The sequence below is a fragment of the Anaerosporobacter mobilis DSM 15930 genome, assembly GCF_900142955.1.
GTDB classification, from domain to species: domain Bacteria; phylum Bacillota; class Clostridia; order Lachnospirales; family Lachnospiraceae; genus Anaerosporobacter; species Anaerosporobacter mobilis.
In genome coordinates this window covers 23,207-49,320 of sequence record NZ_FRCP01000011.1, presented here as the reverse complement: position 1 = coordinate 49,320, position 26,114 = coordinate 23,207, and the positions used below count along the sequence as shown (strand labels likewise).

Annotated in this window: 17 protein-coding genes and 1 tRNA gene; 2 read left to right on the top strand and 16 right to left on the bottom strand. The window is 34.8% G+C overall.

Translation table 11 applies throughout. The features are described from left to right. Nucleotides 1-692: 692 nt before the first annotated feature. The 4 genes from metA to BUB90_RS10950 all read right to left on the bottom strand — a co-directional run bounded on the left by metA (nt 693) and on the right by BUB90_RS10950 (nt 5,396). Complete coding sequence (gene metA, locus BUB90_RS10965; protein ID WP_073287612.1) at nt 693-1,598, bottom strand: homoserine O-acetyltransferase MetA; 906 nt, start codon at nt 1,596-1,598, stop codon at nt 693-695. Between the two features lie 154 nt (nt 1,599-1,752). Continuing rightward, nucleotides 1,753-3,711, bottom strand: coding sequence for an NAD-dependent DNA ligase LigA (ligA, locus tag BUB90_RS10960; RefSeq protein WP_073287610.1), 1,959 nt, complete (start codon nt 3,709-3,711; stop codon nt 1,753-1,755). Between the two features lie 92 nt (nt 3,712-3,803). Further along, nucleotides 3,804-4,532, bottom strand: a complete 729-nt coding sequence (gene rluF / locus BUB90_RS10955; RefSeq protein WP_170865478.1) for a 23S rRNA pseudouridine(2604) synthase RluF — start codon at nt 4,530-4,532, stop codon at nt 3,804-3,806. A gap of 12 nt (nt 4,533-4,544) precedes the next feature. After that, nucleotides 4,545-5,396: a hypothetical protein gene (locus BUB90_RS10950; protein ID WP_073287608.1), complete on the bottom strand. Its 852-nt coding sequence runs from the start codon at nt 5,394-5,396 to the stop codon at nt 4,545-4,547. Between the two features lie 287 nt (nt 5,397-5,683). Here BUB90_RS10950 and BUB90_RS10945 point away from each other — a divergent pair. Continuing rightward, nucleotides 5,684-5,757 (top strand) — tRNA-Arg (locus BUB90_RS10945). A gap of 86 nt (nt 5,758-5,843) precedes the next feature. Here the strand turns inward: BUB90_RS10945 and BUB90_RS10940 are convergent. Genes BUB90_RS10940 through BUB90_RS10930 form a run of 3 tightly spaced genes read right to left on the bottom strand, consistent with a single transcriptional unit; the run spans nt 5,844 to nt 9,145 of the window. Further along, complete coding sequence (locus BUB90_RS10940; protein WP_073287606.1) at nt 5,844-6,767, bottom strand: DUF5688 family protein; 924 nt, start codon at nt 6,765-6,767, stop codon at nt 5,844-5,846. A gap of 41 nt (nt 6,768-6,808) precedes the next feature. After that, complete coding sequence (locus tag BUB90_RS10935) at nt 6,809-7,510, bottom strand: lysoplasmalogenase family protein (protein ID WP_073287603.1); 702 nt, start codon at nt 7,508-7,510, stop codon at nt 6,809-6,811. Between the two features lie 51 nt (nt 7,511-7,561). Next, complete coding sequence (locus BUB90_RS10930; protein WP_073287601.1) at nt 7,562-9,145, bottom strand: putative bifunctional diguanylate cyclase/phosphodiesterase; 1,584 nt, start codon at nt 9,143-9,145, stop codon at nt 7,562-7,564. 366 nt (nt 9,146-9,511) lie between these two features. On the opposite strand from BUB90_RS10930, the gene BUB90_RS10925 reads away from it, so the two are divergent. Beyond that, a complete protein-coding gene (locus BUB90_RS10925; protein WP_073287599.1) occupies nt 9,512-11,362 on the top strand; it encodes a substrate-binding domain-containing protein in 1,851 nt (616 codons plus the stop codon). A 106-nt stretch (nt 11,363-11,468) separates the two neighbouring features. Here the strand turns inward: BUB90_RS10925 and BUB90_RS10920 are convergent, their stop codons facing one another. From BUB90_RS10920 to BUB90_RS10880, 9 genes are all read right to left on the bottom strand, one after another. Continuing rightward, the gene (locus BUB90_RS10920; RefSeq protein ID WP_073287598.1) at nt 11,469-12,911 is read right to left on the bottom strand and encodes a response regulator transcription factor; all 1,443 of its coding nucleotides are present in this window, start codon (nt 12,909-12,911) and stop codon (nt 11,469-11,471) included. 26 nt (nt 12,912-12,937) lie between these two features. Beyond that, nucleotides 12,938-14,731 (bottom strand): sensor histidine kinase, encoded by a 1,794-nt coding sequence (locus BUB90_RS10915; RefSeq protein ID WP_073287597.1) that lies wholly within the window; start codon nt 14,729-14,731, stop codon nt 12,938-12,940. A 126-nt stretch (nt 14,732-14,857) separates the two neighbouring features. After that, a complete protein-coding gene (locus tag BUB90_RS10910) occupies nt 14,858-17,020 on the bottom strand; it encodes a methyl-accepting chemotaxis protein (RefSeq protein ID WP_073287596.1) in 2,163 nt (720 codons plus the stop codon). A gap of 158 nt (nt 17,021-17,178) precedes the next feature. Next, entirely contained in the window at nt 17,179-18,870 is a 1,692-nt protein-coding gene (locus tag BUB90_RS10905; protein ID WP_073287595.1) for a type 2 periplasmic-binding domain-containing protein, read from the bottom strand. A 29-nt stretch (nt 18,871-18,899) separates the two neighbouring features. After that, complete coding sequence (locus tag BUB90_RS10900) at nt 18,900-19,799, bottom strand: carbohydrate ABC transporter permease (RefSeq protein ID WP_073287593.1); 900 nt, start codon at nt 19,797-19,799, stop codon at nt 18,900-18,902. Nucleotides 19,800-19,809: 10 nt separating this feature from the next. Then, nucleotides 19,810-20,772, bottom strand: a complete 963-nt coding sequence (locus BUB90_RS10895) for an ABC transporter permease (protein WP_073287590.1) — start codon at nt 20,770-20,772, stop codon at nt 19,810-19,812. A 101-nt stretch (nt 20,773-20,873) separates the two neighbouring features. Further along, nucleotides 20,874-21,473: a SurA N-terminal domain-containing protein gene (locus tag BUB90_RS10890; protein ID WP_139241745.1), complete on the bottom strand. Its 600-nt coding sequence runs from the start codon at nt 21,471-21,473 to the stop codon at nt 20,874-20,876. 136 nt (nt 21,474-21,609) lie between these two features. Continuing rightward, entirely contained in the window at nt 21,610-22,950 is a 1,341-nt protein-coding gene (locus tag BUB90_RS10885; protein ID WP_073287574.1) for a glycoside hydrolase family 30 protein, read from the bottom strand. Beyond that, the gene (locus BUB90_RS10880) at nt 22,951-26,109 is read right to left on the bottom strand and encodes a hypothetical protein (RefSeq protein ID WP_073287569.1); all 3,159 of its coding nucleotides are present in this window, start codon (nt 26,107-26,109) and stop codon (nt 22,951-22,953) included. It abuts the gene before it with no gap. Nucleotides 26,110-26,114 lie beyond the last annotated feature (5 nt).

The following is a 26,114-nucleotide window of genomic DNA, read 5'->3' as shown; positions in this document are numbered from 1 at the left end:
CCAAGTTATATTTATTTTTCATACGCTATATTATACAAAATTTATCCATGATTTTCCACCAAAATATATTTATCATAGTATCCATATTTACACGCGATAGCTCATAGAGGTAATTGTTAATAAATTGAAGCGAATTTATTTTCTCTGTAGAGTACAAACTTTCGGATAAAATAACAACCATTATCTCATTGTGTATTACAATTACCAGTGCATTTAGCTTGCCCTGCGTATTCAAAGTTGCCCTGATTCCATCTTCACATTTCCCACAATCCAACCCTTCATCTACAGACAATAGAATAATAAAAAGCAGTATGCCAAAGCTCCCTACCATAGGCAACTCTAAAACACACTGCTTTACTTACATTGCACGTACCGATTCCTATATCACAGATTGCCTTCTGTAATCATTTTTCATCGTTACAATTCATTTAATTTTTACACATTACAGTCAAAAGACGCGACTACAATTCTTCTTCAAAACTCAATTAGCACCAAAGAATCCGACACCATTTAGCTCATTCTAAACCCAAGTGACACCCCAAATCTCTGACACCTTTTTCACCCGTTTTTGACTCCAATTTTGACTCCTTTTGACTCCAATTTCACCCCAAAACCTACGATATTATACGATAAGAAAAATCACTTCCAAATCGTCACAAACCGCTTAAAATCTAAGGTTTTCAAGCCATTCCCTAAAGTTCATAAGGCGTCACCTGATAAACGTAATAATTCAACCAATTCGTATAAAACGCATTCGAATGCCCTCTCCAAGTAAGAGTTGGACGTTGATTCGGATCATCGTCTGGATAATAGTTCTTAGGCTTGTCTATCTCGATACCCTTTAAGATGTCCCTCTTGTACTCACTATCAAGAGTAACACGATCATATTCTGGGTGACCCGTAATGAATATATGTTTACCATCTTTTGATATTACACTGAATACGCCTGCTTCTTCTGATTCTACAAGGATTTCAAGGTTTTCATTTTGTTCAATAAGTTCTTTGCTCACGCCAGTATATCTTGAGTGTGGAACATAGAAACAATCATCAAATCCACGTACAAGTGGTACTTTTCTGTTACATACTTTGTGTTTGAATACACCGAATAATTTTTCATTTAATATATATTTTGGAATTCCATAATGATAGTATAAGCCTGCTTGTGCACCCCAACAGATGTGTAATGTAGAGGTTACATTCGTCTTAGACCATTCCATAATTTCTGTAAGTTCATTCCAATAGATTACTTCTTCGAAATCTAACTGTTCAACTGGTGCACCTGTGATAATTAATCCATCAAATCGACGGTCTTTCACATCATCGAAGGTTTGATAGAATTTATCTAGATGACTTGCTGCTGTGTTCTTACCTACATACGTCTTGGTAGTTAAGAAAGTCACATCAACCTGTAATGGTGTATTGGATAAACTTCTTAATAATTGAACTTCTGTATCTTCTTTTAATGGCATAAGATTAAGGATTGCAATTTGAAGAGGTCTAATATCTTGAGCTATTGCTCGATTCTCATCCATCATGAATATATTCTCATCCTCTAAGATTATCTTAGCAGGTAGATTTTTCTGTACTTTGATAGGCATAATATACCCTCCTTCTGCAAATGCAGGTATAAAGATTCATGTTAATAACTGTGGTTTACAGCATTTAATTTGAGAAATACTATCAATTTTTCACACAGTCACAACCACAATTTTAACACGATTACCTTCTAAAATCAACACATGGAATATATTATTACATTCCCACCATCTTCATAAATTCCTCTTCTGTAATGATTGGAACATGCAGTTCCTTTGCCTTTTTATTCTTTGAAGAATTTGACATGTTATCATTATTGATAAGGTAATTTGTCTTAGAAGTAACCGAGCCGGTCACTTTACCACCTTTTGACTCAATCAACTCTTTCACTTCATTACGATTTGCAAAATGTTCTACCGATCCTGTAATAACAAAGTTCATATTTTCAAAAATCAAGTCGGATTCATTGACAACTTCCTCTTCAAAAGTAACTTCCTTCAACAAATCATCTACGATCTTTATGTTTTCTTCTTTTCTAAAGAAACCCATGAAAGTATCTGCGATAACACCACCGATTCCTTGGATTTCAAGAAGACTATCTGCTGTTGCATTACGGATTGCTTCTAAATCGTTCTTATATGCCTTACATATTAACTTTGCGTTGGATAATCCCACATTCGGAATACCTAAGCTGTAGATAAATTTAGCTAAAGTAGTATGTCTAGCTTTATCAATAGATGCAATGAGATTTGAATATGATTTTTCTCCGAAACCTTCCATCTTTGTAATCACATCTTTGTATTTTTCAACATGGAATAGATCTGCCAACTCTTTAATCATTCCCTGCGCAATTAACTTCTCTATTGTTGCCTCTGATAATCCTTCAATGTTCATCGCATCTCTTCCGACAAAGTGCGTAAAGGATTTAATCTTCTTTGCTAAGCATTCGGGATTAATACAATATAGCGATTTCACTCCATTTTCTTGCTTTATCTGTGTCTGACCATGACAGACTGGGCATTCATCTGGTACTACTATACTACCACTTCTCGTTAGATTCTCTGCGATTTGTGGAATAATCATATTCGCTTTATATACCTTAATGGTATCATCAATACCAAGTTCCAAGGATTCTACGATACTTACGTTATGAACGCTTGCACGACTTACTGTAGTTCCTTCTAGTTCTACTGGCTCAAAGATAGCTACCGGATTAATTAAACCAGTACGAGAAGCACTCCATTCGATACTCTTAAGCTTTGTTTCCTTCACTTCGTCTTGCCATTTGAAAGCAATGGAATCACGAGGAAATTTGGCTGTTGTTCCTAAGGATTTACCGTATGCAATATCGTCTAATACTAATACAAGTCCGTCTGATGGGAAATCATTCGTTACAATTGTGTTTGCAAACCACTTCACCGTATCAGCTAAAGTTTCTGCCGATACTCGCTTTGTTTCGACCACATCAAAACCTTGTTCCCCTAACCATTTCATTTGCTCTTCTCTTGAATTATTAAAGTCTACATCTGGAGCGTTCACAAGGGAAAATGCAAAGAAATGTACATTTCTATCAGCAGTAATCTTATTATTAAGCTGTCTTACACTACCACTACATAGATTTCGTGGGTTTTTATATTTAGCATCTACATCTTCGATTTCTGCGTTCATCTTCTCAAAATCAGAGTATTTGATAACCGCTTCTCCTCGAAGTACCAATGTCCCTTTATAATTGATTGCCAATGGGACATTCTTAAATACTTTCGCATTATTGGTGATAACTTCACCAATCTCCCCATTACCACGAGTAACTGCTTTCACTAGTTTTCCCTCTTGATAAGTCAATACAATTGTTAATCCATCTAGCTTCCAAGAAAGTAATCCTTCCTTTGAACCTATCCAGTCACGTAGTACCTCAACATCTTTCGTTTTATCTAATGATAACATAACTGATTCATGTCGTTCTTTTGGTAATACATTTAAGGCTTCATAACCAACATTTTGCGTTGGACTGTTTGATAATATGATGCCTGTCTCTTTCTCTAATTCCACTAACTCATCATATAGTTTATCATACTCAAAGTTAGACATTATCTCACGATCTTCTTGGTAATAAGCTTTTCCCGCTTTATTCAGTAACTCAACTCGTTCCTTTATTTCTTTTAACTTGTCACTCATCGTTTTACCTTGCCTTTCCTAATTTCCTATTACATAGGTCGACCTAAAACAAGCCAAGCGAAATGTTTATCTCTCTTTCAGCTTGGCCAATTCTATATTAGCTTATATAAGTCTTTTAATTCTTGTTCTGTAACCTTTCTCCACGTACCAACTTTCAACTTTCCAAGCTTAATATTCATAATCCGAACTCTTTGTAATGTAACGACACGAAAACCGAAGTATTCGCACATACGTCGTATCTGCCTGTTTAGTCCTTGTGTTAATATAATGTTAAAGGTAAATTTATTCACTTGTGTTACTTCACATTTTCTTGTTACTGTATCTAAGATTGGCACTCCTTCTCGCATTCCTTCAAGAAATTTTAGTGTAATTGGTTTATTCACAGTTACAATATATTCTTTCTCATGAAATGTACTTGCTTTTAATATCTTATTCACAATACTTCCGTCATTGGTTAATAAGATTAGCCCTTCTGAATCTTTATCAAGACGTCCAATCGGATATACTCTCTTAGGGTAATTCAAGAAATCTATGATATTATCTGGATCTTCTTTCTGCGCAGTGCAAGTTATACCTCTTGGCTTATTCATTGCAAGAAGAATCAATTCGTTTTCTTTACTGATTACTTTGTTATCGTATTTGACCACATCGTTATCAAAAACTTTCGTACCCATAACCGCAACTTCACCGTTTACTTTAATACGACCTTCCTCTACCAAACGATCGGCTTGTCTTCTAGAGCAGATTCCACAATCACTTAGATACTTGTTGACGCGGATTCCCTCCTGAATATCTTTCTCTATAATTGGTTTTTTCTTCATTCCTGTACCCACTTAATTATTATCTGATGCTTCTTTTTTACTGCTATCTTTCTTGTCACTACTCTCAGAATCTTTCTTTGTTGATTCCTTTTTTGTAGTTTCTTTTTTTGTTGATTCTTTATCAGTTGACTCAGAATCCTTTGATTTGCTATCATCAACTTTCTTATCTTGCGTAGCTGATGAATTCGAACGATCTTCCACGAAATTCTTTAAGTCTTCATCTTTCGTAACAGCCTCGTCAAGTTTTGTGTTAACTGTATTAATGATGTCAATTACAGCTTGGTGAGTTGAAGTTTCTTGAATGAATTTCTGTGTTTCATCATCAATTGCGCCAAGATAGATATATGGATTTCCAGACTCATCAAGTTTAATATATAGTCTTGTCATACCTGGTGCCAAAGTATTCACATTTAAGATTTTTAAATCTTCATAAACGTATACGATAAAAGAATCTTCCGTTAGCCCGTTTAACGTATAACAAACAATATTCCTATAATCTTCAACATATTCTGATTTTGCACGTAAATCATCTTCATCGATTACAGAAGAATCGTTTACTAATGTTCGAAGCGTTTCATAATCACAAGCGACTTTTGCACTCATGTACTTTTTAACTAATTCATTAATAGCAGGATATACGTCCATACGTAACTCTCCGTCACCTGGTTTTCCAACCAATTCAACTATTTTAGTTTCGTCTGCTGCAATATCCTCTTCATCTGTACCAGCATCGGCTAAAGCGGCAACAGCTGGTTCTTTTCCTTCTTTTTTGTCTCTTGGTTTACTTAGAGATAATGTTACCATCCCGATTCCCATAGCACTCATTGATATAATTAATATCATTTTTTTATATTTTAATTTCATCGAAATTCTCCTTTATCTGCTTTGTGCAGTCAACAAATATCAAGCTGTTCATTTTCTATATATTTACATTATTGTATATAGTCTCTAGTTAACATTTTAGCAAAATTGTCTATAAAAATCAACATAATAATTATGATTCTTTTAACAATCGCCTTGCTTCTCTTAACATTCACGTAATAATTTTAATGCTTTTGTAATGTTTTTTTCTAGCTAGCAACTTTACATTCTGATTATTATCAAGTATAATGTCAGAGGTATATATATTCTCATTACTTCGAGAATCCTTTGCACTTGTAGCTCAGTTGGATAGAGCATAGGCCTCCGACGCCTAGGGTCGCAGGTTCGAATCCTGTTAGGTGCATATAATTAAGATACCAAAAAAGGTACGATTGGTTTTCCATCGTACCTTTTTAATGTGCTTTACAACTATATTATATTACAACCTGATCACACTGTAAGTTCTTTACGTAATCTATCATAATAGTATACGCTTGAAGACAACACTTCCTCTTTTGCAACCTGTGTTTCATTTACTTCATTTACCATCTGGATTAATTGGGATTTATCAATTTCTTCTTGAAAAGGTACTAGAATAACTTCATGAATACTACTTGGTAGTATATAGACATTGGATTTGATTGTATTAGAGAAATTCTCGATTACTTCCGGATATAACAAAGCACTGGCTCCGTTAATACCATTTGAATTAGATAGAATATACATGGAATGTGGTGATTCAACTTGAAATGGGATTTCTTGTTCATGATCCTCGTCTACAATTTCTTCTTTCATCGGTTCTAACATATCTTGTAAAACATCTTCCATCGTTTTGATGCTTGACGGGAACAACCTCGGTGTATTCACACCTGCTAATTGATATAACTCTCTTACTGTAAGGTTCCAACCCTCCATTAATTCTCTCGTTATAATGAAAGAGCCAATTCCCTCCTCATTATTGCGTACTAAACAATGAAAGGTAATTGCTAAATCAACAATTTGCATGAACGGTACCCCTTCTAATCGCCTTTTATTACTCTTACGATTTACCAGTCGATAGATCACTTTGTCTTTCCACCGTCCCAAACTCATATCTTCTGTTGCTTCATCTAATGAATTCTCCCTCATTGTTATGACACGTAACTCCACAATTTCCTTACATAATCTTGGAATAGATTCGCCTTTTAGATACCGTTCATAATAAGGGTTGAGATAGATAGTAGGAGATACTCTTTCTCCCTCTTTCATAAAGATAACTCCATTTAGCTCTACATCATTGTTTTTCATAATAGAATGAAATTGAACTTGATCGTTTGATGTAACCATTTGCTCTATGCACGCTTGCATATGAGCTAAAAAATCTTCATATTGCATATGACCTCCTTAAATAGTAAAATGATATTTTCTGTTATATTTTACCATTTATTTTCAGTTTTTGCAATCACTTTCGACGCACTTCTTCCTGCATGTGCAATTAACACCTGCGATGGTAGATAATAGAACCACATGGCTACAGTTGCAATTGCATATATAGTTTGATATACCTTTGAGGAACCAAAACTTAGATAATCACCGGCATTGAAGATAGCGACATGGATATCACACAATAAGAACAATGTCATACCAATTGCAAAGAGTTTCCTCTTCTTTCCTTCTTTGCTACGAACCCATGAGCAGAAAACATTACTTACCAAATGAATAAAATAATAGATGGACAAGATTAACACAATATCAAGGCCAATGGGCGAACGTACAAAAAGTCCCAAGAGAATACCAACAACAATACAAAGCTGTATTCCTTCTTTGATTACAAGTTGCCTCCTATCCTTGCTACAATAGATACTATAAATTGTCTGTACAACACAAAAGCTTAACATACCAGCTGCGAATGAATCCGTAAGTAACAAAAAGTAATCCGACACCACAGTAAAAAAAAGACCTGCCACAATATACACAGATCTTTCTCTTTTCTTACCAAGTATCACATATAAAAAACATAAGATGATACTTGCATACTTAATCCTCGAACTCATTCCTGCATAACGATCACAGACATCTAGTATCATAAATGTGATATAGTTTATGATTTGAAGGCTCCAAAATAAGTATGATATCATCTTATTACTCCTTATATTCTTTACTATTCGTAATTCTTTTATAAATAGTAACTACACTTCATTATTATATTTTCCAAGTAATTCATTCGCATCCGCTTGTGGTAAAGGTTTACTATATAAGAAACCTTGTGCCAATTTACAATCTACACTTCGTAAGAAGTCGGCTTGTGCCTCGTATTCGACTCCTTCAGCAACTACATCCATCTCTAGATTTTTTGCTAAATTAATGATACTAGAAACAATCTTTTGGTCACATTGATTTTCAATCAAACGATCTAAGAAACTCTTATCAATCTTTAGATTACTTACTGGTAACATACGTAGGTAATTCATAGCGGAGTATCCCGTACCAAAATCATCAAGAGAAAAACGTACTCCGAAAGCTTTAATCTGTTCGATAACATCAATGGAATATTCGATATTATCTAATACTACTGTTTCTGTAATCTCTAACTCTAAATTTGTTGGATTAATTCCAGTTGTATCAATGGTTTCCTTTACCATAGCAACTAAATCCGTATCAAAGAATTGTCTCCCAGATAGATTTACAGACATTGTAATATTGGTAAAACCTTTGTTTTCCCAACGTTTTAGTTGTTTACAGGCTTCTTGCATCACCCATTTTCCAATAGGAACAATTAAACCAGTTTGTTCAGCAATCGGAATGAATTCTCCTGGCACAATAAGCCCTTTTATCGGATGATTCCATCTAACAAGTGCTTCAAACCCCGCAATTGCATCGGTTTCTAGATCAATCTGTGCTTGATAGAATACTTCGAATTCATCATGATCTATTGCTTGTCTAAGTTCGGATTGCATCTCAATCTTATTCATTAGTCGTTTGTTAATACTCTCACTATAGAAACAATATGTATTCTTTCCATTTTCCTTTGCGGTATACATTGCCAAATCTACATTCTTGATTAAACTCTGTGTTGTTTTACCATCTCTAGGCGCGTACGCCACACCTATACTTATTGTTACGAAGAATTCTTTTAATGACAATACGAAGGGATAAGAAAAAACTTTCTGTATCTTACGAATCTTCTCTTCATATAAACCGATGTCTCCAATATTCTGTGACAATACAATGAATTCATCACCACCAAAACGTGCAAGATAATCATTCTCATCAATTGCCTGTTTTAAACGGTGCGTAACATCAATTAGTAGTTCATCTCCATAAGAATGTCCAAGAATATCATTAATATTCTTAAAATTGTCCAAATCAATATACATGATCGCCACAACTTCTTCTTTTCGGAGCGTGTTCATAACATGATCCAGTCGTTCTGAAAAGGCGGTCCTATTCGGAAGCTCTGTTAGATAATCCGTATATGCAATCTTTCTGTTATTTTCTTCACTCCGCTTTAACTCTTCATATTTTGTCGATAATTCCTTTTGCGTTAAGGATACTTCCTTATAGGCAATCTCAAGTTTACTATAACTTTCTTTCAGTCTAGCTTCGGTTAAACTTGCATGATATTGCGCGTTCTTACCTTTTTTAATAGCAATAATAAGTGCTATTATAACAAGTATCAATGCAACAAATACTACAATTAATATATTCCATAATGTCGTATCAATTTCATAAATAGTGTTTCCACTACCTAGTATGCCAAACTCCATAGTCATGACATATTACCTCCCCTGAATACTTCAGTACCAATCTACTAGATAATGATATCTTATTGATTATATCATAGTTTATAGTCCATTCCAACTTATTTTATCTTTCAGAATTTTCAAATCACTATTTTCTATATATTAAATAATTCGTGGCAACAATAATAGTGCATATTTACTATATACGTAGTTTTTATAGCAAAAAGTAACAAGTCGGGTGAATCTATCAATTAAAATTGTATTTTATTATTTTTGTATTATTTCTTAATATTTACAGCTTTTTTATTATTCATTTTGCAATATACATAAAATATGTTATAATATACATTGTGTAAATTGCACAAAATTAACAACGATTAATTTGGGAGTGTTTATATGCAAAACAATAAAAAAATAGCTTTATTTATCTCTCATATATATGGAGAATATCAAAGAAATCTATGTACTGGCATCATCACAAGGGCTGCCGAATATGGATACCAGATAGACATATTTGCTTCTAATGATGGAGAAACCACCGAAGAACTAGAACAAGGAGAAAGTAGTATACTTAAGATACCTAATTTTTCCTCTTATCGTGGAGTAATATTTGCCTCGGGTACATACCGTGAATCAGGTTTAAAAAATCAGATTCTTCAAACTATTAAGGAAAAGTGCTCTTGTCCAATTTTGAATATAAATCAGGAACCTTCTGAATTTTATACCTTATCTATTGATAACATTCAGCCTATGAAGGAATTGGTTTCTCATCTAATCACAACACACAAATACCAAAGGATCTCATTCTTAGCAAACAAGCATGACGAGTTATTCTCATCACAAAGAATTAAATCCTATCAAGATACAATGTCAGAATATAAGCTTTCGTGGTCAGACAATACAATTGCATGGTGCAATCCAAACATTAATTCTGTTTTAGACGCTGTTACTAAGCTATTAAGTAATCCGGAAGGACCACCAGAGGTAATCGTTTGCTATAATGACTCCATTGCGCTTATGGTTTCCAAAATCCTTACCGATAAAGGGTACACGATTCCCAATGATATTGCCATTACTGGATATGATAATCTGGAATCCGCCAGACATAACATTCCCCCTATTACCTCAGTGGAGTTTCCTGTAAGGGAACTGGGCGAACTTACTATGGATACACTTATTCGCATATATGCAGGAGAAAAACCTGACAAATCTATTACTATGTCAGCCCATCCAGTTATTCTTTCTTCCTGTGGTTGCATTAATCCATCAACACAGCGTAATAGCCATTATAACTTAAACCTTATTGAAACCATTGCTAGACGTGAACGAGAGATGATAACAGATATTAATCTCTCTTCCTCTCTATTAAACATTACAGATATAGACGAAGGGATGGACGTCCTAGCTAGATTCACTAATACGATAGAAAATCTGGAAGGTTTTTATATATGTCTATATTCAGATTGGGATTCTTTATCGGATTCAATTCTAGATATTACTGACGTGGATGAAGACAATGCCTACTCAAATGACTTAAAACTATTGAAGATGGGTATTAAGAACGGTAAGAGGGTTCCCGAGTGTAGTTTTAATAGTCACATACTCCTACCTTCTTCTGCATACGGCAATAGTTCTATAGCCTTTTTGTATATGCCCTTATATTTTAAAGATAAGAACTTTGGTTATATCGCTCTTTCCTACAAAAACAATTACATCAAACATACCTTCAGTTTTATGTTATGGTTACGTAACATTAATAACATGTTGCAGACTATTGTTAGTAATTACGAACGAACAGCACTAATTAACCGACTAGAAACTCTTTACCTTAAGGACGAGCTTACACACTTTTGGAATTCCAAAGGTCTTAAGAAGCATTGTGATGCTTTGCTTATTAAAAAGAACGATTCGGACAACCCCCTTATAGTAATAACACTCAATATAAATAGTTTGGATCAGATTCAAGCACAATTTGGTTTGAACGAAGCCGAGCTTTGCCTTTTAATTTTAGCGAGGGCTATTGAAAGTAATCAAACGGACTCTCTATTTTGCTCACGCACAGAAAAAAATACATTCCTTTTACTATTCCAAGATACTTTAGAAGAGGATGCCATTGGACTGATGAAGAAGATTGAAAAGTATATACAGAATTATCAACTTATACATAAGAAATCATATTCTATACATCTAAGTTACTCATGCCAAACCTATACCTTGGATAACTTGTACACTATACAAGAAGAATAAGAAAAACAAGTTTACTACGCTGTATGCCAATGATGGCCTTTTAGCAAAGTAAACTTGTTTTTTTGAATAATCAATATGATTATACTGCGGGTACTTATTCCTTTTTCTAATTTCCAAGCAATGTATTCTTACGATACTCTGTTGGGGAAACGCCACATTGTCCTTTGAATATCTTCATAAAATGCTTGTCATTATCATAGCCAATCGCTCTGCTGATATCTGCAATCTTCATATCTGTAGTAGCTAATAATCGTTTTGCCTCGTCCACTCGGATCTGCTTTAGATAATTAACAAAATTACATCCCGTATATTGCTTAAACACATACGAAAACAAGGAATAATTCATAGAAATATGATTGGATACCACTGCCATATTCAAATCTTTTTTATAATTATCTTTTATATATACTAGTGCAGACTGTATTTTTTGTTTATTACGATAATCATCAAATTGCGTTAATAATCGACCATTCAAATCTCTTATCCAACTCTTAATATGAGCTATATACTGAGATAAACTATTGTAAGTTAGCAAATCTTCCTCTAATTCTTCCTCCGCCATTTCCTTAAGAGCATTCCGATATGTTGCATATGTCTTTTGCCTGATAGATGAAAATACTTCTTCTAAAGTTGAATCAGAAACCTTACTTATCTTAAATTGATAACAGATATGATCAAGTTGCTTTAGAGCTTCCTCACATTTGTCCGTACCTATCATCTGAACAATTTGCTCTATCTCTTGTTCTGAAAATATCACATCTTCCTCTTTTACTCTTGTATCAAAAGTTACAATATTACTATCTGATAAGAACGCTTGTCTCCTAGCTGTCATAGCTTCTTCATAAGCTTCTTTAATCTGTTCAAGTCCTACATGTACTTGACTACAGCCCACATAGTATCCTCGTAACTCTGATTTCAATATTTTATCTCTTTGCAAATTATCAACAATGAATACACCTTGCCCATTCACGTCTTGCAAGAAGGTTACTCCGTCTGTTTCTTGGAACTCATCACTGTAATTTGTACAATATATAATATATTCACCATCTAAGAAACTAGATGATAGTTGTTCTAATATAAGTTCACACTCCTTTGTCCCCATATCCTCATTGATCATCAGTTGCTTTAGTTGTTGGTAGCTAACGTTAAGCATGGTATTCTTATTATTCTGCTTCTTTACCAACTCCTCTTCTAACTTGGTAAGTATCTCTGCTAATTGTGTTCGTTCAATTGGTTTTAGTAAGTAATCTTTCACGCCATTACGAAGGAGCTCAACCGCATAAGAAAAATCATCATAGCCACTTACTACTACAACGAATGGTACATGGGAACATGTTTGTATCTCTTTTACTAACGTAATTCCATCCATCTTGGGCATTCTTATGTCTGTGATTACCACGTCAATCTCTTGACTACGAACAATTTCCAATGCTTCTAATCCATTCTTACACTCCATAACCATAGAGATCGGTACCCCAGAGCGTAATGCCATGGCTTTTATTCCCTGTCTTATTAGTTTTTCATCTTCAACAATTAATAAAGTGTTCATAAAATCTACCCTCTCATATTTGACATCTAAACGTTTGTATCAAAAGGTAACCTCATAGAAACCTTCGTGTAACAACCATACCTAGAAGAAACCTGAATTCCATATTCTTTTCCAAAGTGAATCTGGATACGATCCTGCACATTTTTCAATCCAATACCAGACCCAGTTCCTCCACTTACTTCAATATCTTCATCAATCTTTTCTCGTAAGCGTTTGACCTCATCTTCTGTCATACCTTTTCCTTGGTCTGTTATTTCAATGATGAAATCCTGTCTCATTACAATGCCTTTAATGTAGATATTCGTATCTTCTGCAATATCTTCAATCCCATGACTGATTGCGTTCTCCACAATTGGTTGTAATGACATCTTAGGAATCTCTTGGTCCCATAATGCTTCTGGAATATTAAGTGACAGATAGATTTCATAATCAAACCTTAGATTCATTAATGCAATATAGTTTTGAATATATTCAATCTCTTGTCTTACTGAAACATTCTTTGCAAGTCCTTTCATGCTATAACGTAACATAATTCCTAGGGAGGTCACCGCATCTGCTATTTCATACTTTTCTTCAATCTCCGCCATCATCTTAACCGATTCTAGTACATTGTAGATAAAATGTGCATTGATTTGATTTTGTAATGCTCGAATCTCGGAATTCTTAGCAAGGATTTCACGATCCAAATTGTCTTTTATAAGAACTCGAATCTTCTCTAACATGATGCCTATCTGGTTTGCCAATTCACCTAATTCATCTGTACCACAATCAGGTACTTCTACATTAAGATTTCCTCCCTGTACTTCTTTTAATGTCCCAAACAGCATATAGAAACGCTTTACCATAGTCTTAACAACCAAATGAATAACACCAATTAGTAACACCATAATTCCTAGCAAGATTAATAGATACAACCAACTCATCTTAGCTAAAGTAGTACCAAACTTATCCAAAGAAATTACCTCAATATAACTTCCACCAAGTTCCGGGATATTCTTGGTAGTTATAAGCATATTCTCTCCTTGTAGCTTAACCTTTTTACTAATCTCTTGGTCTGTATCTGATGCTACTGACATAATATCTTCCACCATAGTAATCCATCTATTATCTTCAGCCTTATCATAATATCGATTTTTTGCCTGATCTACAAAACAAGTCCATTTTGCCTCATTATTATCAAAGAGTCCAGTAAATACATCTTCCATCTTTACAGCTACTTCTACATATCCCAGATTGCCATAGGCATAACTAGGCATCTTAGTTGTTAGTGACATAACATGTTCCGTTGGATTTGATGAAAACTGAAACAAATCATCGGTATAATCATATAACCAAGAATATTGTAAGTTCTCATCCGCTATCATCTGTGTATTTTTCATTCTACTTTTACGATATATGATAGGTATCATCTCTAACATAGAATCATTATCTACATACACGTGAATCTGGTATAGATACGGATTACTATTAACCAACCGCTCCATACTAACAATATCTTCTCTACTAAAACGAATCATATCTTCAACCAAAATCTTTTCTCCAGAATGAACTCGTTCTAGATAATTTGTTAAGTTTCCATTATTTATAAATACTTGTGTTGATACATTGCAAAGCTCTACTGTCTTTTGCACATTCGCATGGATTTGATTCACTGAAGATTTCGCCAAATATATTCTATCATTTGTTTCTTTTTCATCTAGATTCATAATGATGACTAGAAACAGAAGCAGAATAGGTATAAATGCAAAACAAAAGACAGTTAAAGAGATCTTCTCTGTTATTTTTAGATTATTCGTCCAACAATGTCTAATTCTACTCATATTCCATCACTCTTCCTGCTTCATCTTGTATTTATACCGATACCTCTAAGTAGTTGGTTATCGTCCTACCTGTTCTTTAATAGTTATATTCTATCATACTACATTAACGCAGCCAATACATTTTCGTCATTTTATAACAAAAACAGATACAGTACTTTCGAGATTATGTGCATCATCACTTAACCTTACAGCGATTTGACTTAAGTTTTTAGCTGATACTATTTGGCTGTCCATAGCATTGCTAAGTTCACCGGTTGCTGCTGAAGTTTGTTGCGTCGTAGCAGATATACTCTCAACTGCTATTAGTGTATCTTCTTTATTTTTTTGTATTGTATTAATTCCATTCGTTATTACCGCAAGGTTTGATGTAAGTTGTTCAACATACCTTTCGATTCCCCGGAACACAGATACGGTTTGATTCAAGGTATCTCCTTGTCTATTAACAATACTCTCTGCTTGCATTGCTGTGTCAACCGTTTCTCTCGCTTGATCGGATATTTCACAAATAATTGTTTCGATTTCTGTCGCCGCATTTTTCGACTGTGCTGACAATTTACGAATCTCATCGGCTACAACTGAGAAACCTTTTCCTGCTTCTCCTGCTCTTGCTGCTTCAATTGAAGCATTTAATGATAGCAAGTTCGTCAGATCGGATAACTCATTAATCGTTTGCAATATCTCGTTAATGGCTGTTGTTTTTGCATGCAAGACCTGAATATCTTCTATAACCTGTTTCGTTATCACTGCTGTATCATCAGCACATCTTGACAAATCATCAACAATAACCATGCCTTCCTCTACTTGTCCTTTCGTACCTGTAACTACCTGACCTATACCATAGGCATTATCTGCTACCCTCTCTATGTGTTCCGATAGGTTTGTCATCTGATGGAAACAGTTCATAGCTTCCTCTGCTTGTTGTGCTATAGCATGTTCAATATCTGTCACATTTTTCGCAATATATCGAGATTTCTCCAACATATCTTCTGTATTACTGGATACTGTAGTGGCATTATTAAGGACATTCTGACTAACATCAGTCATCTGAACAATCAGATTTTTCATTCCCAACGCCATATTTTTAATTCCTTTAGAAAGTAATTGAAATTCATCTTTTCTTCTCAGCGATACCGTTGCTGTAAGATCCCCTTCTTCTAGCCGTTTTAAACTAGTATTCATTTTACGAATGGAATTACTAAAACCAGAAGCTAGTATAGTTCCAATTATAGTTGCAATGAAAGAAGCCACGATTACAATAACAACCGTAATTAATCGCATTTCATCTGCTTCTTTTGTAATTAATTCTTTTGGAATAAGAGCATAAACTGCTGCTTTTTGTTCTGGTAGATTAATATATTGATAAAGATAAGTTTTATCTTTTAATTCCACATACTTATGTACTACTTCTCTATTACTTACTGTTTCAAGCGATTCACTATTGCTATTTTCCTTTTCTAAAGAAAGGATCGGATTTTCTTGATAAAAGGATTGCTCCTTCAATTGAAATCCTTCATTACTGCCACACAATATCTCTTTACCATCGGAGGTAATAAAACCGACGATGCTCCCCTCACCAAACTCTGTATTTTGCAACGCATTGTATATAAATTCCTTTTTTATATCTATTGATATTATCCCCATCTTCTTATTGTTTTTATTGTATAAATACTTACTAAAGACAATACCATAGTTTTCTCCGTCTTGTTGCATAACTTGGTCCATATATGTATGATATCCACTCCACCTGCTTTTTTCCTTCGCCTCCAGAAACTCTTTTCCTTCCTTAGAATCGCTAAAGGTACTATATAAGGACTGTGGTGCAGTTCCTTTAACAGAAACACTGGAACCATATTCCCCAAATATAGTAATATTCTCCACTACCTGATCCCCTAAGGTATTGGACTCTATCGCATTCTGTACTTGTTTATAAGCCTTCAATTCTTCAACTGTGTTCCCTTTATATTCTCCTGAATAGTAGGCTTTTACACTTTCATTCGTATTAATTTGTGTTGATTTTGCCATGGCAGTATCAAATCCTACTTGGAAATAATCAGCCATCATTCGAATGGTACTCAGACTAGAGGACTCAAAGTTATTAATCAAACCCTTTGAGGCTTTCTGATAAGTAACCATTCCAAGTAAAACAATACATAGCACGGGTATAAAAAAAGCGGTAATCAATTTAACTCTTACACTGTTTAATTTATTACCAACCTCTTTATTCACTTTTCGCTTTTGGTTAACTTTGTTGTTTTTATCCTTTTCATTCCTTATCCTCGGTTTCATCATAAACTCCTCCAAATCTGGTACTCTAAATCATAAGTGTAAATTAGGGCTGCTACAAAACATAACTATTTGCTACAGCCCTAAAATTAAGATATTAAGTTAATTACATTTTAATTCGTATATTCAAAGTTCTATAACTAATACATCAAAAGAGTTTACAATTAATTAACTCCTAATTTTGCTTTTGCAGCATTCATTAATTCTGTTTGCTTTTCAATCATTGTATCAAGACCATAGCCTTTTCTCTTTTCGAGGAATGAATTCCAAATCTTATCAAAGTCTTCTTCAGATTTTGCTAATAATAATTGTGGTAATACAACACCCCATTCATTATCAATCTTAGATTTGATATCTGCTTCTTCTGAATCAGCTTGTAATGATATATCATATTGAGAAGTTGTCATAACATATGGGAATGTCCAACGTTCCATTTGTCCAAGTGGTTCTGGAGTAGGTTCTGCCCATTTTAATGACATAGCGTTATCTTGGAACATCCAGTAAGTTGAATCAGCACCGTATTGCTTATCATAAGCAGAACGATCTGTATTACATAATTCTTTTACATCATCGTGCATCTTCTCAACACCGTTTGCATCATAATCCCAAGTTTCACCTTCAACACCTAACCAAGTCATATGTTGTCCATGTTCACTCATGAAATATGAGAATAATTGAATTGCACGATCTGGATTCTTACAATTCTTAGAAATCATATTTAAACACCAACCATTGATACCAGTACCTGGTAATGTATAGTCATCATTGTTTGAATTCTTAGGTCCATCAACTGCAATATATACACTGTTTGGATCGTTTGCATATAAGATTTTTTCTTGGTCTTGTAAATCAGTTCTTTGATATAACATACAGAAATAACGTCCTTGAGCGATCTTTTCTTCCATCTGTGCTCTCTTGTCGATGAAGATATCATCAGCTAGATATCCTTCTGAACCAAGTTCACGGAATGTTTTTAACCAACGAACCAATTCTGGATCTGTATAACGATCATAGTATTGTCCGTCTTTTTCATATGGAATTGCTAAGAAGTTACTTAAGTATTGATCAAATGAAACATTTCCAGTTGTACCGAACTCATGAGCTCCAATTGGGATTAATGGTTGACCATTAACTTCTGGGAATTTTTCTGCAGCTGCCTTAACTGCTGCTTTGAATCCTTCTGGAGTAGTCATATCAGGGCTTCCAATTGCTTCATAGATATCTTTCTTTACTAAGAAAGTTTGGTTCGAAGAGATGTTATCATACTTTTCATAATCTTGTGGAGAGAATGAAGAGTTTGGATATCCATAGATATGTCCATCTTCTTGTGTAAACCAGCCAACACGACCTTCATCAGCTACTTCAAACCAGTATGGATCATATTCGTTAGCTAATTCATCTAATGCATATACCATACCATCTTCAATCATCTGGTTAACTTGACCTTCATACCAACCAAGTGTTAAGATATCTGGTAATGTATCCGATGCGATTAATGAGTTTAATTTCTCAGCTTCGTTACCAGCTGGTACGATAAATTCAATATTACATCCTGTTTCTTCTGTGATTTTCTTAGATACTAAATTCTCTCCCCATGGAGTGGTGAACCATGAGAAATTAATATACCAAGTAAAATCTACTTTTTTGTCAGCATTCTGTTGCCAACCTGGAGTTACTTCACCTGATTGTGTTGCATCAGTTGATTCTGTTCCATCTGTTGCTTCCGTATCTTCTACAGAATTTTGGGTTTCTTTTGTATTATTGTTCTTTTCTTTCTTACTGCTACAACCAACAACAGAGAACATCATCGTTGCTGCAAGTAACAATGCAATACCCTTTTTGAACTGCTTTTTCATAGCGTTTCCTCCCTTTAATACATTATGATTTATTCCTTAACTGCTCCTACCATCATACCTTTAACAAAATATTTTTGTAAGAATGGATAGACACAGCAGATAGGCAAAGTAGTGATAACCATTGCGGCTAGTTTTATAGATGTTGAAGTTGTATCTGAAGTTTGAACTTGTACCGATATATTTCCCGCCATCTGGGAAGATTGAACCTGTGCAACTAGTCTATACAAAAATGTCTGAATTGGTTCTAAGTCTGTACGATTGGTCATATACATCAAACCACCAAAATAATCGTTCCATTGACCTACACCTGCGAATAGTGCAATTGTAGCAAATACGGGCTTTGATAATGGAATAATAATTTTACGGAAAATTGTTAAGTCATTTGCACCATCGATCTTGGCTGACTCCTCTAAGGCTGCAGGTATTTCTTTAAAGAAGTTAATAAAGATTAATAAGTTAAAGAAATTGAAAGCTGCAGGTATTATGTAAACCAAGAAATTGTTTAATAAGTTTAATTGTTTAAACAATAGGAACGTTGGTATCAAACCACCTGAGAAGAACATCGTAAGTGTTCCAATTGCCATATAGTACTTTCTACCAATCAATCTATCTTTTGATAATGGGTAAGCAACCATCGCAGTAAACAAAACATTAAGCGTAGTACCAATTAACGTCTTACCTATAGTCACTTTAAAAGCTTGCAAAACACTTCCATTAGAAAATACACTCTTATAATTCGCTAAGGAGAATTTTCTAGGCCACCAATAGATTCCGCCTTGAAGCGCATCTGTTGCATCGTTAAGCGAATTCACAACTACATACCAAATTGGATATAAACATACAAAACAGATTAACAACATAAATATTACATTAAATGTATCAAATATTACGGTTCCACGGGAACGCTTAATTTTTCTTTTTGTCTTCATCGAATCCCTCCTAGTATAATGATCTGCCCAAGCATTTTTTACTTGTTTTATTCGCAATGACAAGTAATAGCAAAGCAATTACCGATTTAAAGAGTCCGACTGCCGTTGCATAAGAATATTTACCCATAGTCATACCTACTTGATATACATAAGTATCAATAACCTGACTTCTTGATACGTTAATCTGGTTTTTAAGAATTAATACTTGGTCAAAGTTTGAATTTAGTAACCCTGAAACCTGTAAAATAAGCATTAATGCAATTGTTCCTGTAATAGATGGTAACGTAATTTTGAAAATCTTTTGAAGTTTTGTTGCTCCATCTACGGTTGCTGCCTCATACATCTGTTGATCTACTCCAGCAATTGCTGCCAGATAGATAATTGCTGACCACCCTAGTTCCTTCCAACTATCCGATATTACGGATAATCCCCAGAAGTATTTTGCATCTCCAAGGAATGAGATAGGTTCTTTTATTATGTGTGAAGCTACTAGAAAATCATTAATAACACCTGTTTTTGATAGCCAAGTTACCATGATACCACCAAGTACAACCCAAGAAAGGAAGTGTGGTAAATAGGAAATGGTTTGTGCTATCTTTTTGAATTTTACATTTCTGATTTCATTTAACAGCAATGCAAAAATAATTGGTAACGGAAATCCAATAATCAGTTTCAACAAACTGATTCCTAATGTGTTCTGCATGATATTTAAGAAATTATCATCCATAAAAAATTCTTTAAAGTATTGTAATCCAACCCATGGTGCTTCAGCAATTGTTCTTGTAATTTTAAATTTCTTAAAAGCAATTACGATACCTCCCATTGGAATGTAGTTAAAAATCAACATCCAAGCAACTCCTAGAAGTGCCATTACCTGAAGATATTTTTGATTTGCTAATTGTTTGTAAAAACTAGACTTATTCCTATATTTAATTTTCTTCGGTTTTTTTGTTGTCACAGCTGTATCTGCCATGTTCATCCCTCCGTCCTTTTTATACCTTAATTATAACTGGTATTGATTTTGTAGTTAATGACACTATTTTTATTTAGGTGTCATTTTTTTAGGAAGGTAAATTAGAACTTAACCGAATTCCATACTTTCTTTTGTATCGTAATTTGGTGTCCATCTTTCAATTGTTCATATACGTTTTTGTCGGTTAAATCAACATCCTTGTACATGGTTTGATAATACCTCGTTGCTAACGCGATCTTCTCTTGTATAAGAACTAATTTATCTTCTGTTAGTCCAGTGTTCTTTCTATCTTCTTCTGGAATTGTTATAAGTATGTTCTCTGTTCGTTTCTTACTATCAATGATTTCTTCATCTGTCAAATCATATCCCTCTTGAATCGCTTGTTGGTACAAAAGTTCGTAACGAATGGCATTATCCATTGACTCTTGTTTCATAACTTCTCCTATGGTTCTACCATCTCCATAATCACGATTCATATAATCCGTATCATTCATAAATGATGCATATAGCTGTCCTTGCATCTTGGATAATGTCAGATGATACATAACTTCATCTAGATAGATTTTCTCTTTATCTATGGTTACTACTACCGTAGTCGTTGGATCATAGTTAATATCACGTCTTGTAAAGCAGGCTATGACAATTCCTAAAATCAGCAAAATTGAAACTATGCATATACAGATAAAACTTTTTCTTTTCATCTTAATAACCATGCCCTTTCATTCGATTTGTTTTCTTTCAACCTTCTACCCGCTCTATCTACTCTCATGTGTTTTAATTCAACTCGCCCCAATTAGAGTATGGAACGAGTTGATTCAATATTTTACCTAAATCGACTTAGTTTTCCTCGATTATTAGTGTAACAATACTATGACCTTTTACAGTCAATTCTGTACCTATTCCATATTCTCTTAACACTACTGGTATATCTCTATCCTGCTTGTTTAATAGAACAACAACTTTCTCTCCCTCTGGATTCATGAATGCTGTCACTTCAATTTGTTCTGTATATTTCGTCACTGCAATTCTTCTAGCACCCCCGCGGATATACTTACTAAAATGCCCTACATAGTAATAAGCAAGTCTCTTTTCATAAGTACCTTCGTTGCAATCGCACATAATTGGTGCAGCACAAAGGTTATTTACATGGTTTGGTCCACCTTTTTCATCTAGTACTAAATTCCAATCTATATATCCATTCATACCGGCATTAAGGTTTCCAAGGATATCGTGTGCATACATTTCCGCCTTATAAACATCATTGGAATCCATGAATCGACTGTATTCCACACAACCTTCTGTGAATAGTAACTCCTTATCTGGATATTGCTCTCTCACAAGACTAACTGCTTCAAAATGATCTCCTGTGTACCAGTGGAATCCAACTCCAGCAATGTACTGGGCTGCCTTCTCATCCTTCAAGATATCTTGGGCACGTTCATACATAACTTCTTTATTATGATCCCAGATATAGATTTTAACATCACCAAGACCTTGTTCCTCCATAATAGGACCTAAGTAGTCACGTACAAATTCCATCTCTTCCTCAGCACTGTAGCGACAAGAGTCCCATTCTTGTGTCGCTTCAGGCTCATTCTGTACCGTAATCATCGTTACTGGAATATCATCTTCAAGGCAATCCTTAATATATCGACAGATATACTCAGCCCATAACTTCCTATACTCTTCTTTTAATTTTCCTCCATGATTCATCTCCCCATTGGTCTTCATGAAAGCTGGTGGGCTCCATGGTGATGCAAGAAATTCAATCTTCTGCGTTGTAACTTGTTGTGCTAAGCGAATGAATGGTACAATATACAATTGGTCTCTTTCTCTCGTAAAGGTTTCCAAGTTTTTATCCTCTGGATCTTCTACATAAGCATAATTACCAAGAGAGAAATCGCAACTGTTAATATGAGTTCTTCCTATAGTATAACCAATTCCACTTTCACCAAAATACGCTTCTGCGATTTCTTTTTGTTTCTCTTTACTTAGTTTTGAAAGTGTGTATCCAGCAGATTCTGTGAATGCACCACCAAATCCACGGATTTTTTGATACATAACATCTGGATACAGATTCACAACATTCATACAGCCAACTTCCATTCCCTGTACCACGCTGGTTGTTTCTAAAAACCTATCTTCACTATAATTTGTTGTTATTGATGTAATCTTCATCTACTTTATTCCTCCAATCATGCACTTAATCTCTACTGCTTCACCATTTCTTATTCTAATTGCTGAGTCTCCTGTTATGACACCCTCTTCAAACGATGTTTTTGTTCCATCATTCCACTCAACAAGCACTGTTTGAACATTATATCTTCCCGGTATTACATCCATCTTGTCCTCGACGTTATAGCACACCTTCGTTTTACCAAATAACATAGCTTCTACTTTACATTCTTCTGATAATAGATAACTTGGAATAACAGGTAATAACTGCATTATTAGTTCTCCATCTCTTAGAATGAATGGTGTCTCTCCAAACATCATGATCTGCCACATGTTAAGGAATTCAGCTGTTGAACCACTTAGTCTTGCTACAAAGCCTTTCCCATGAATTGCTTCGTTAGGATTTGCACTACTAGCTAAGAAAGATGAGTTCTCCAAGACACTTCTTCCATACATCTCATAATCAAGGAAAGGTACACATGCATTATGGAAATCTTCGAAGAACTCAGAATATAATCCAGCTTTAAGAAGTTCTAACAGGTACTTGTATTCCATGTGAAGCCATATAGATTCATTCTCTAACCAACCAGGTGTGAACGCTTTACAACGTCCAATCTCATAAGATGCCTCCTGTAAGGATGTATTTACCTTATACATAGATAGTTTCCTATCATACAGATTACTTTCCTTCACTTTGCGATATAGAGATTTCTTTTCGTCATCTTCATTCACAATCTTCATATACCTGACTGGGCCTTCTAAAAAATAAGGCATTCTTTCAACTTCAAATTTCTCTGGAATAACCATATCAGCTTCTTCACTATATTTTGTTACCTTATAACTAAAGTAGGTTGGACATAAACCGTCACCATATTCAATAGCCTTTTTAATACCTCGTTCCACTACTGATAACCACTTTTCTAAAAGATTCACTAAGTAGCCATTGGATAGCGCTCTTTTTTCTCCAGATACACCGAACACAGTCTTTTCTCTATAAAGTTCTTTATAGTCATTACTTGCATTCCAAAAATCTAATTGCTGATTGCTAGCTTCCTGCGTATTCTCATCGAACTTCGCAACCAACTGATTTGTGATCCCCTCTAACGCTTCCATTAATTCCGCTAATTCACTGAATACAATTACCGATTGACGATAGGAAGATAGTTTCTCGATAGCAAACTTTAACATTCTAGCAAGCTCATAGGTCTCTGCCATGGAGGAACCGAATATACCCGGTAACCCGTTAAGCGCATCATACCAACCTGGTTTTCCACCTTCCATCTCGATTCCCATTCCATAAGGGTCTAGTGTAGCATATTTTAAGGTACTGAGCAGTAAAATCTTCTCCATTAAATTACCTGTTACAACTTCGCCTTTCCCGTAAGCACTTCTTAACTTATCATTCTCACAGTCTTTCTTTCTTGCTTTATCAAGGAAGTTATATTGCCTGATTCCATTGTCTGTCTTTACATAACGTTTCTTTCTTGGTAAGAGTGTAACTCTAGTTTCAAAATATGTATAACTAGAATCTTCAAACAAAAGCTCTTTCTCATTCTCTGGATATATATGAAGATATTCCTCCACAAGATCTAGGTTATACGTCCAATGATCACTCCAATACCCTTCTCCAAACGAACCGGATGTCTCTCCATTTGCTTGTTGAAGCACCATCTCAACAAATTCCTTCTCCTGCACCTCATCCTTCCAATTGCAATCTTCTAACGTCATAAATAGTTGCCCTGGAGTAAACTTGCTTCCTAGAAGTTTTAATAGTTTAAGCCTACTTGCTTCTGGTACAATTCTTATTATCTTCTCTACTTGCTGACCTTCTAAGGTATAGCTAACCTTTTCTACCGATAAGGGATTATAACCGTCAATTTGAATCATATTATAGAAAGTTCTTATATTCGCTTCCTTCACATACGGTTGAAAACGTACATCTTCACGACGATTCTGATTCACATCACGGAAATTACCATTTCCTTGTGAATAGTATTCAGGTAACATACGAAAATAATTGTAATCTCTTTCTATATCTCCGTGTTTTCTAGAATATAAATAAAATATTTTGTTTTTCGCTAACTCAATTGGATAACCTCCACGCAGAACATTATCAAGATACGTCTGTTTACAGTATTCATCAAACAATTCATTTCCTGTCTTTGTTTCAATTGAATTACATATCTCATCAATTAGAGCATTACCCTCTAATTGCTTTTCAACATAAAATTGCGGTTGGAACCATTTTTCCTTACAAGTACTAAGGATTGCTTTATTCTCAACTTGACCAAATAGTTCATATAAACAAATCTCTTCCCCAGCCTTTACCGTTCTTTTCTCCGCAAAGAAACAGCACGGTAAGTTATTCTGTGTTACTTGTTTCTTCTTAGTAAGTTCATCTATGGACCCACTAAGAAGCCCTACTGCCGCATCAAGGCCTGTATCATAATCAAATACAACCGCTGGATCAACAATTGTTACAAGTTCTTCACCTAGATCATTGATCGCATGTGCAAAGTTTCCACCTTCAACACCTTGCACACTAGCAGTATCCTCCATACTAACTCGAACTCGAAAGTACGGTGTCTTTGTATCCACATCTTCGACTTGCATCCATGCCTTTGTTGTCTGTCCCATCTCTTTCATAGATCCCATATTTACACCATACGGAATTACAGCAGGCATACCGTCTAATACTTCAATCATACATTCCTCATCAGACACATTCTTGATGCTCACTTTACGAACTAAGGCACCAACTTTTTCACCTGGTAAGGTATAATATGTCACACTTGTTTCAATCTGGTGTGACTCATCGTAATGGTTGACTTCTAACTCATTCATACCAATCGCCATAGTGGTGTTTTGGTAATCAGCTTTAAACGGCTCAAAGTAACAACCATTTTTCTTAATAAACGTACGAAATCCTTGCGTTTTGACATTCTGATAAGCTTGATGTGCAGGGAAGAATTCCATAATAGCTTGGTCTTTACAATCCACTCCAAAACTCGTTACACCTTGGCCACGATTTACATAATAACACCAAATCGGAATCCCATTCCTACCACTAATACCAGGTAGGAAACTAGCGAATGTGGTTTTCTTTCCATAGTTATCAATTCTATAACGTTTATTTTCATCTAATATACTGTGTCCTAACATATTCT

Bases quoted from the DNA above. Each gene is read 5' to 3' on its own strand.
- BUB90_RS10935 (WP_073287603.1), bottom strand. From the start codon at position 7,510: ATGATATCATACTTATTTTGGAGCCTTCAAATCATAAACTATATCACA.
- BUB90_RS10915 (WP_073287597.1), bottom strand. From the start codon at position 14,731: ATGAGTAGAATTAGACATTGTTGGACGAATAATCTAAAAATAACAGAG.
- BUB90_RS10905 (WP_073287595.1), bottom strand. From the start codon at position 18,870: ATGAAAAAGCAGTTCAAAAAGGGTATTGCATTGTTACTTGCAGCAACG.
- BUB90_RS10925 (WP_073287599.1), top strand. From the start codon at position 9,512: ATGCAAAACAATAAAAAAATAGCTTTATTTATCTCTCATATATATGGA.
- BUB90_RS10920 (WP_073287598.1), bottom strand. From the start codon at position 12,911: ATGAACACTTTATTAATTGTTGAAGATGAAAAACTAATAAGACAGGGA.
- BUB90_RS10910 (WP_073287596.1), bottom strand. From the start codon at position 17,020: ATGATGAAACCGAGGATAAGGAATGAAAAGGATAAAAACAACAAAGTT.
- rluF (WP_170865478.1), bottom strand. From the start codon at position 4,532: ATGAAGAAAAAACCAATTATAGAGAAAGATATTCAGGAGGGAATCCGC.
- BUB90_RS10880 (WP_073287569.1), bottom strand. From the start codon at position 26,109: ATGTTAGGACACAGTATATTAGATGAAAATAAACGTTATAGAATTGAT.
- BUB90_RS10885 (WP_073287574.1), bottom strand. From the start codon at position 22,950: ATGAAGATTACATCAATAACAACAAATTATAGTGAAGATAGGTTTTTA.
- BUB90_RS10950 (WP_073287608.1), bottom strand. From the start codon at position 5,396: ATGAAATTAAAATATAAAAAAATGATATTAATTATATCAATGAGTGCT.
- BUB90_RS10940 (WP_073287606.1), bottom strand. From the start codon at position 6,767: ATGCAATATGAAGATTTTTTAGCTCATATGCAAGCGTGCATAGAGCAA.
- BUB90_RS10890 (WP_139241745.1), bottom strand. From the start codon at position 21,473: ATGAAAAGAAAAAGTTTTATCTGTATATGCATAGTTTCAATTTTGCTG.
- BUB90_RS10900 (WP_073287593.1), bottom strand. From the start codon at position 19,799: ATGAAGACAAAAAGAAAAATTAAGCGTTCCCGTGGAACCGTAATATTT.
- BUB90_RS10895 (WP_073287590.1), bottom strand. From the start codon at position 20,772: ATGGCAGATACAGCTGTGACAACAAAAAAACCGAAGAAAATTAAATAT.
- BUB90_RS10930 (WP_073287601.1), bottom strand. From the start codon at position 9,145: ATGACTATGGAGTTTGGCATACTAGGTAGTGGAAACACTATTTATGAA.
- metA (WP_073287612.1), bottom strand. From the start codon at position 1,598: ATGCCTATCAAAGTACAGAAAAATCTACCTGCTAAGATAATCTTAGAG.
- ligA (WP_073287610.1), bottom strand. From the start codon at position 3,711: ATGAGTGACAAGTTAAAAGAAATAAAGGAACGAGTTGAGTTACTGAAT.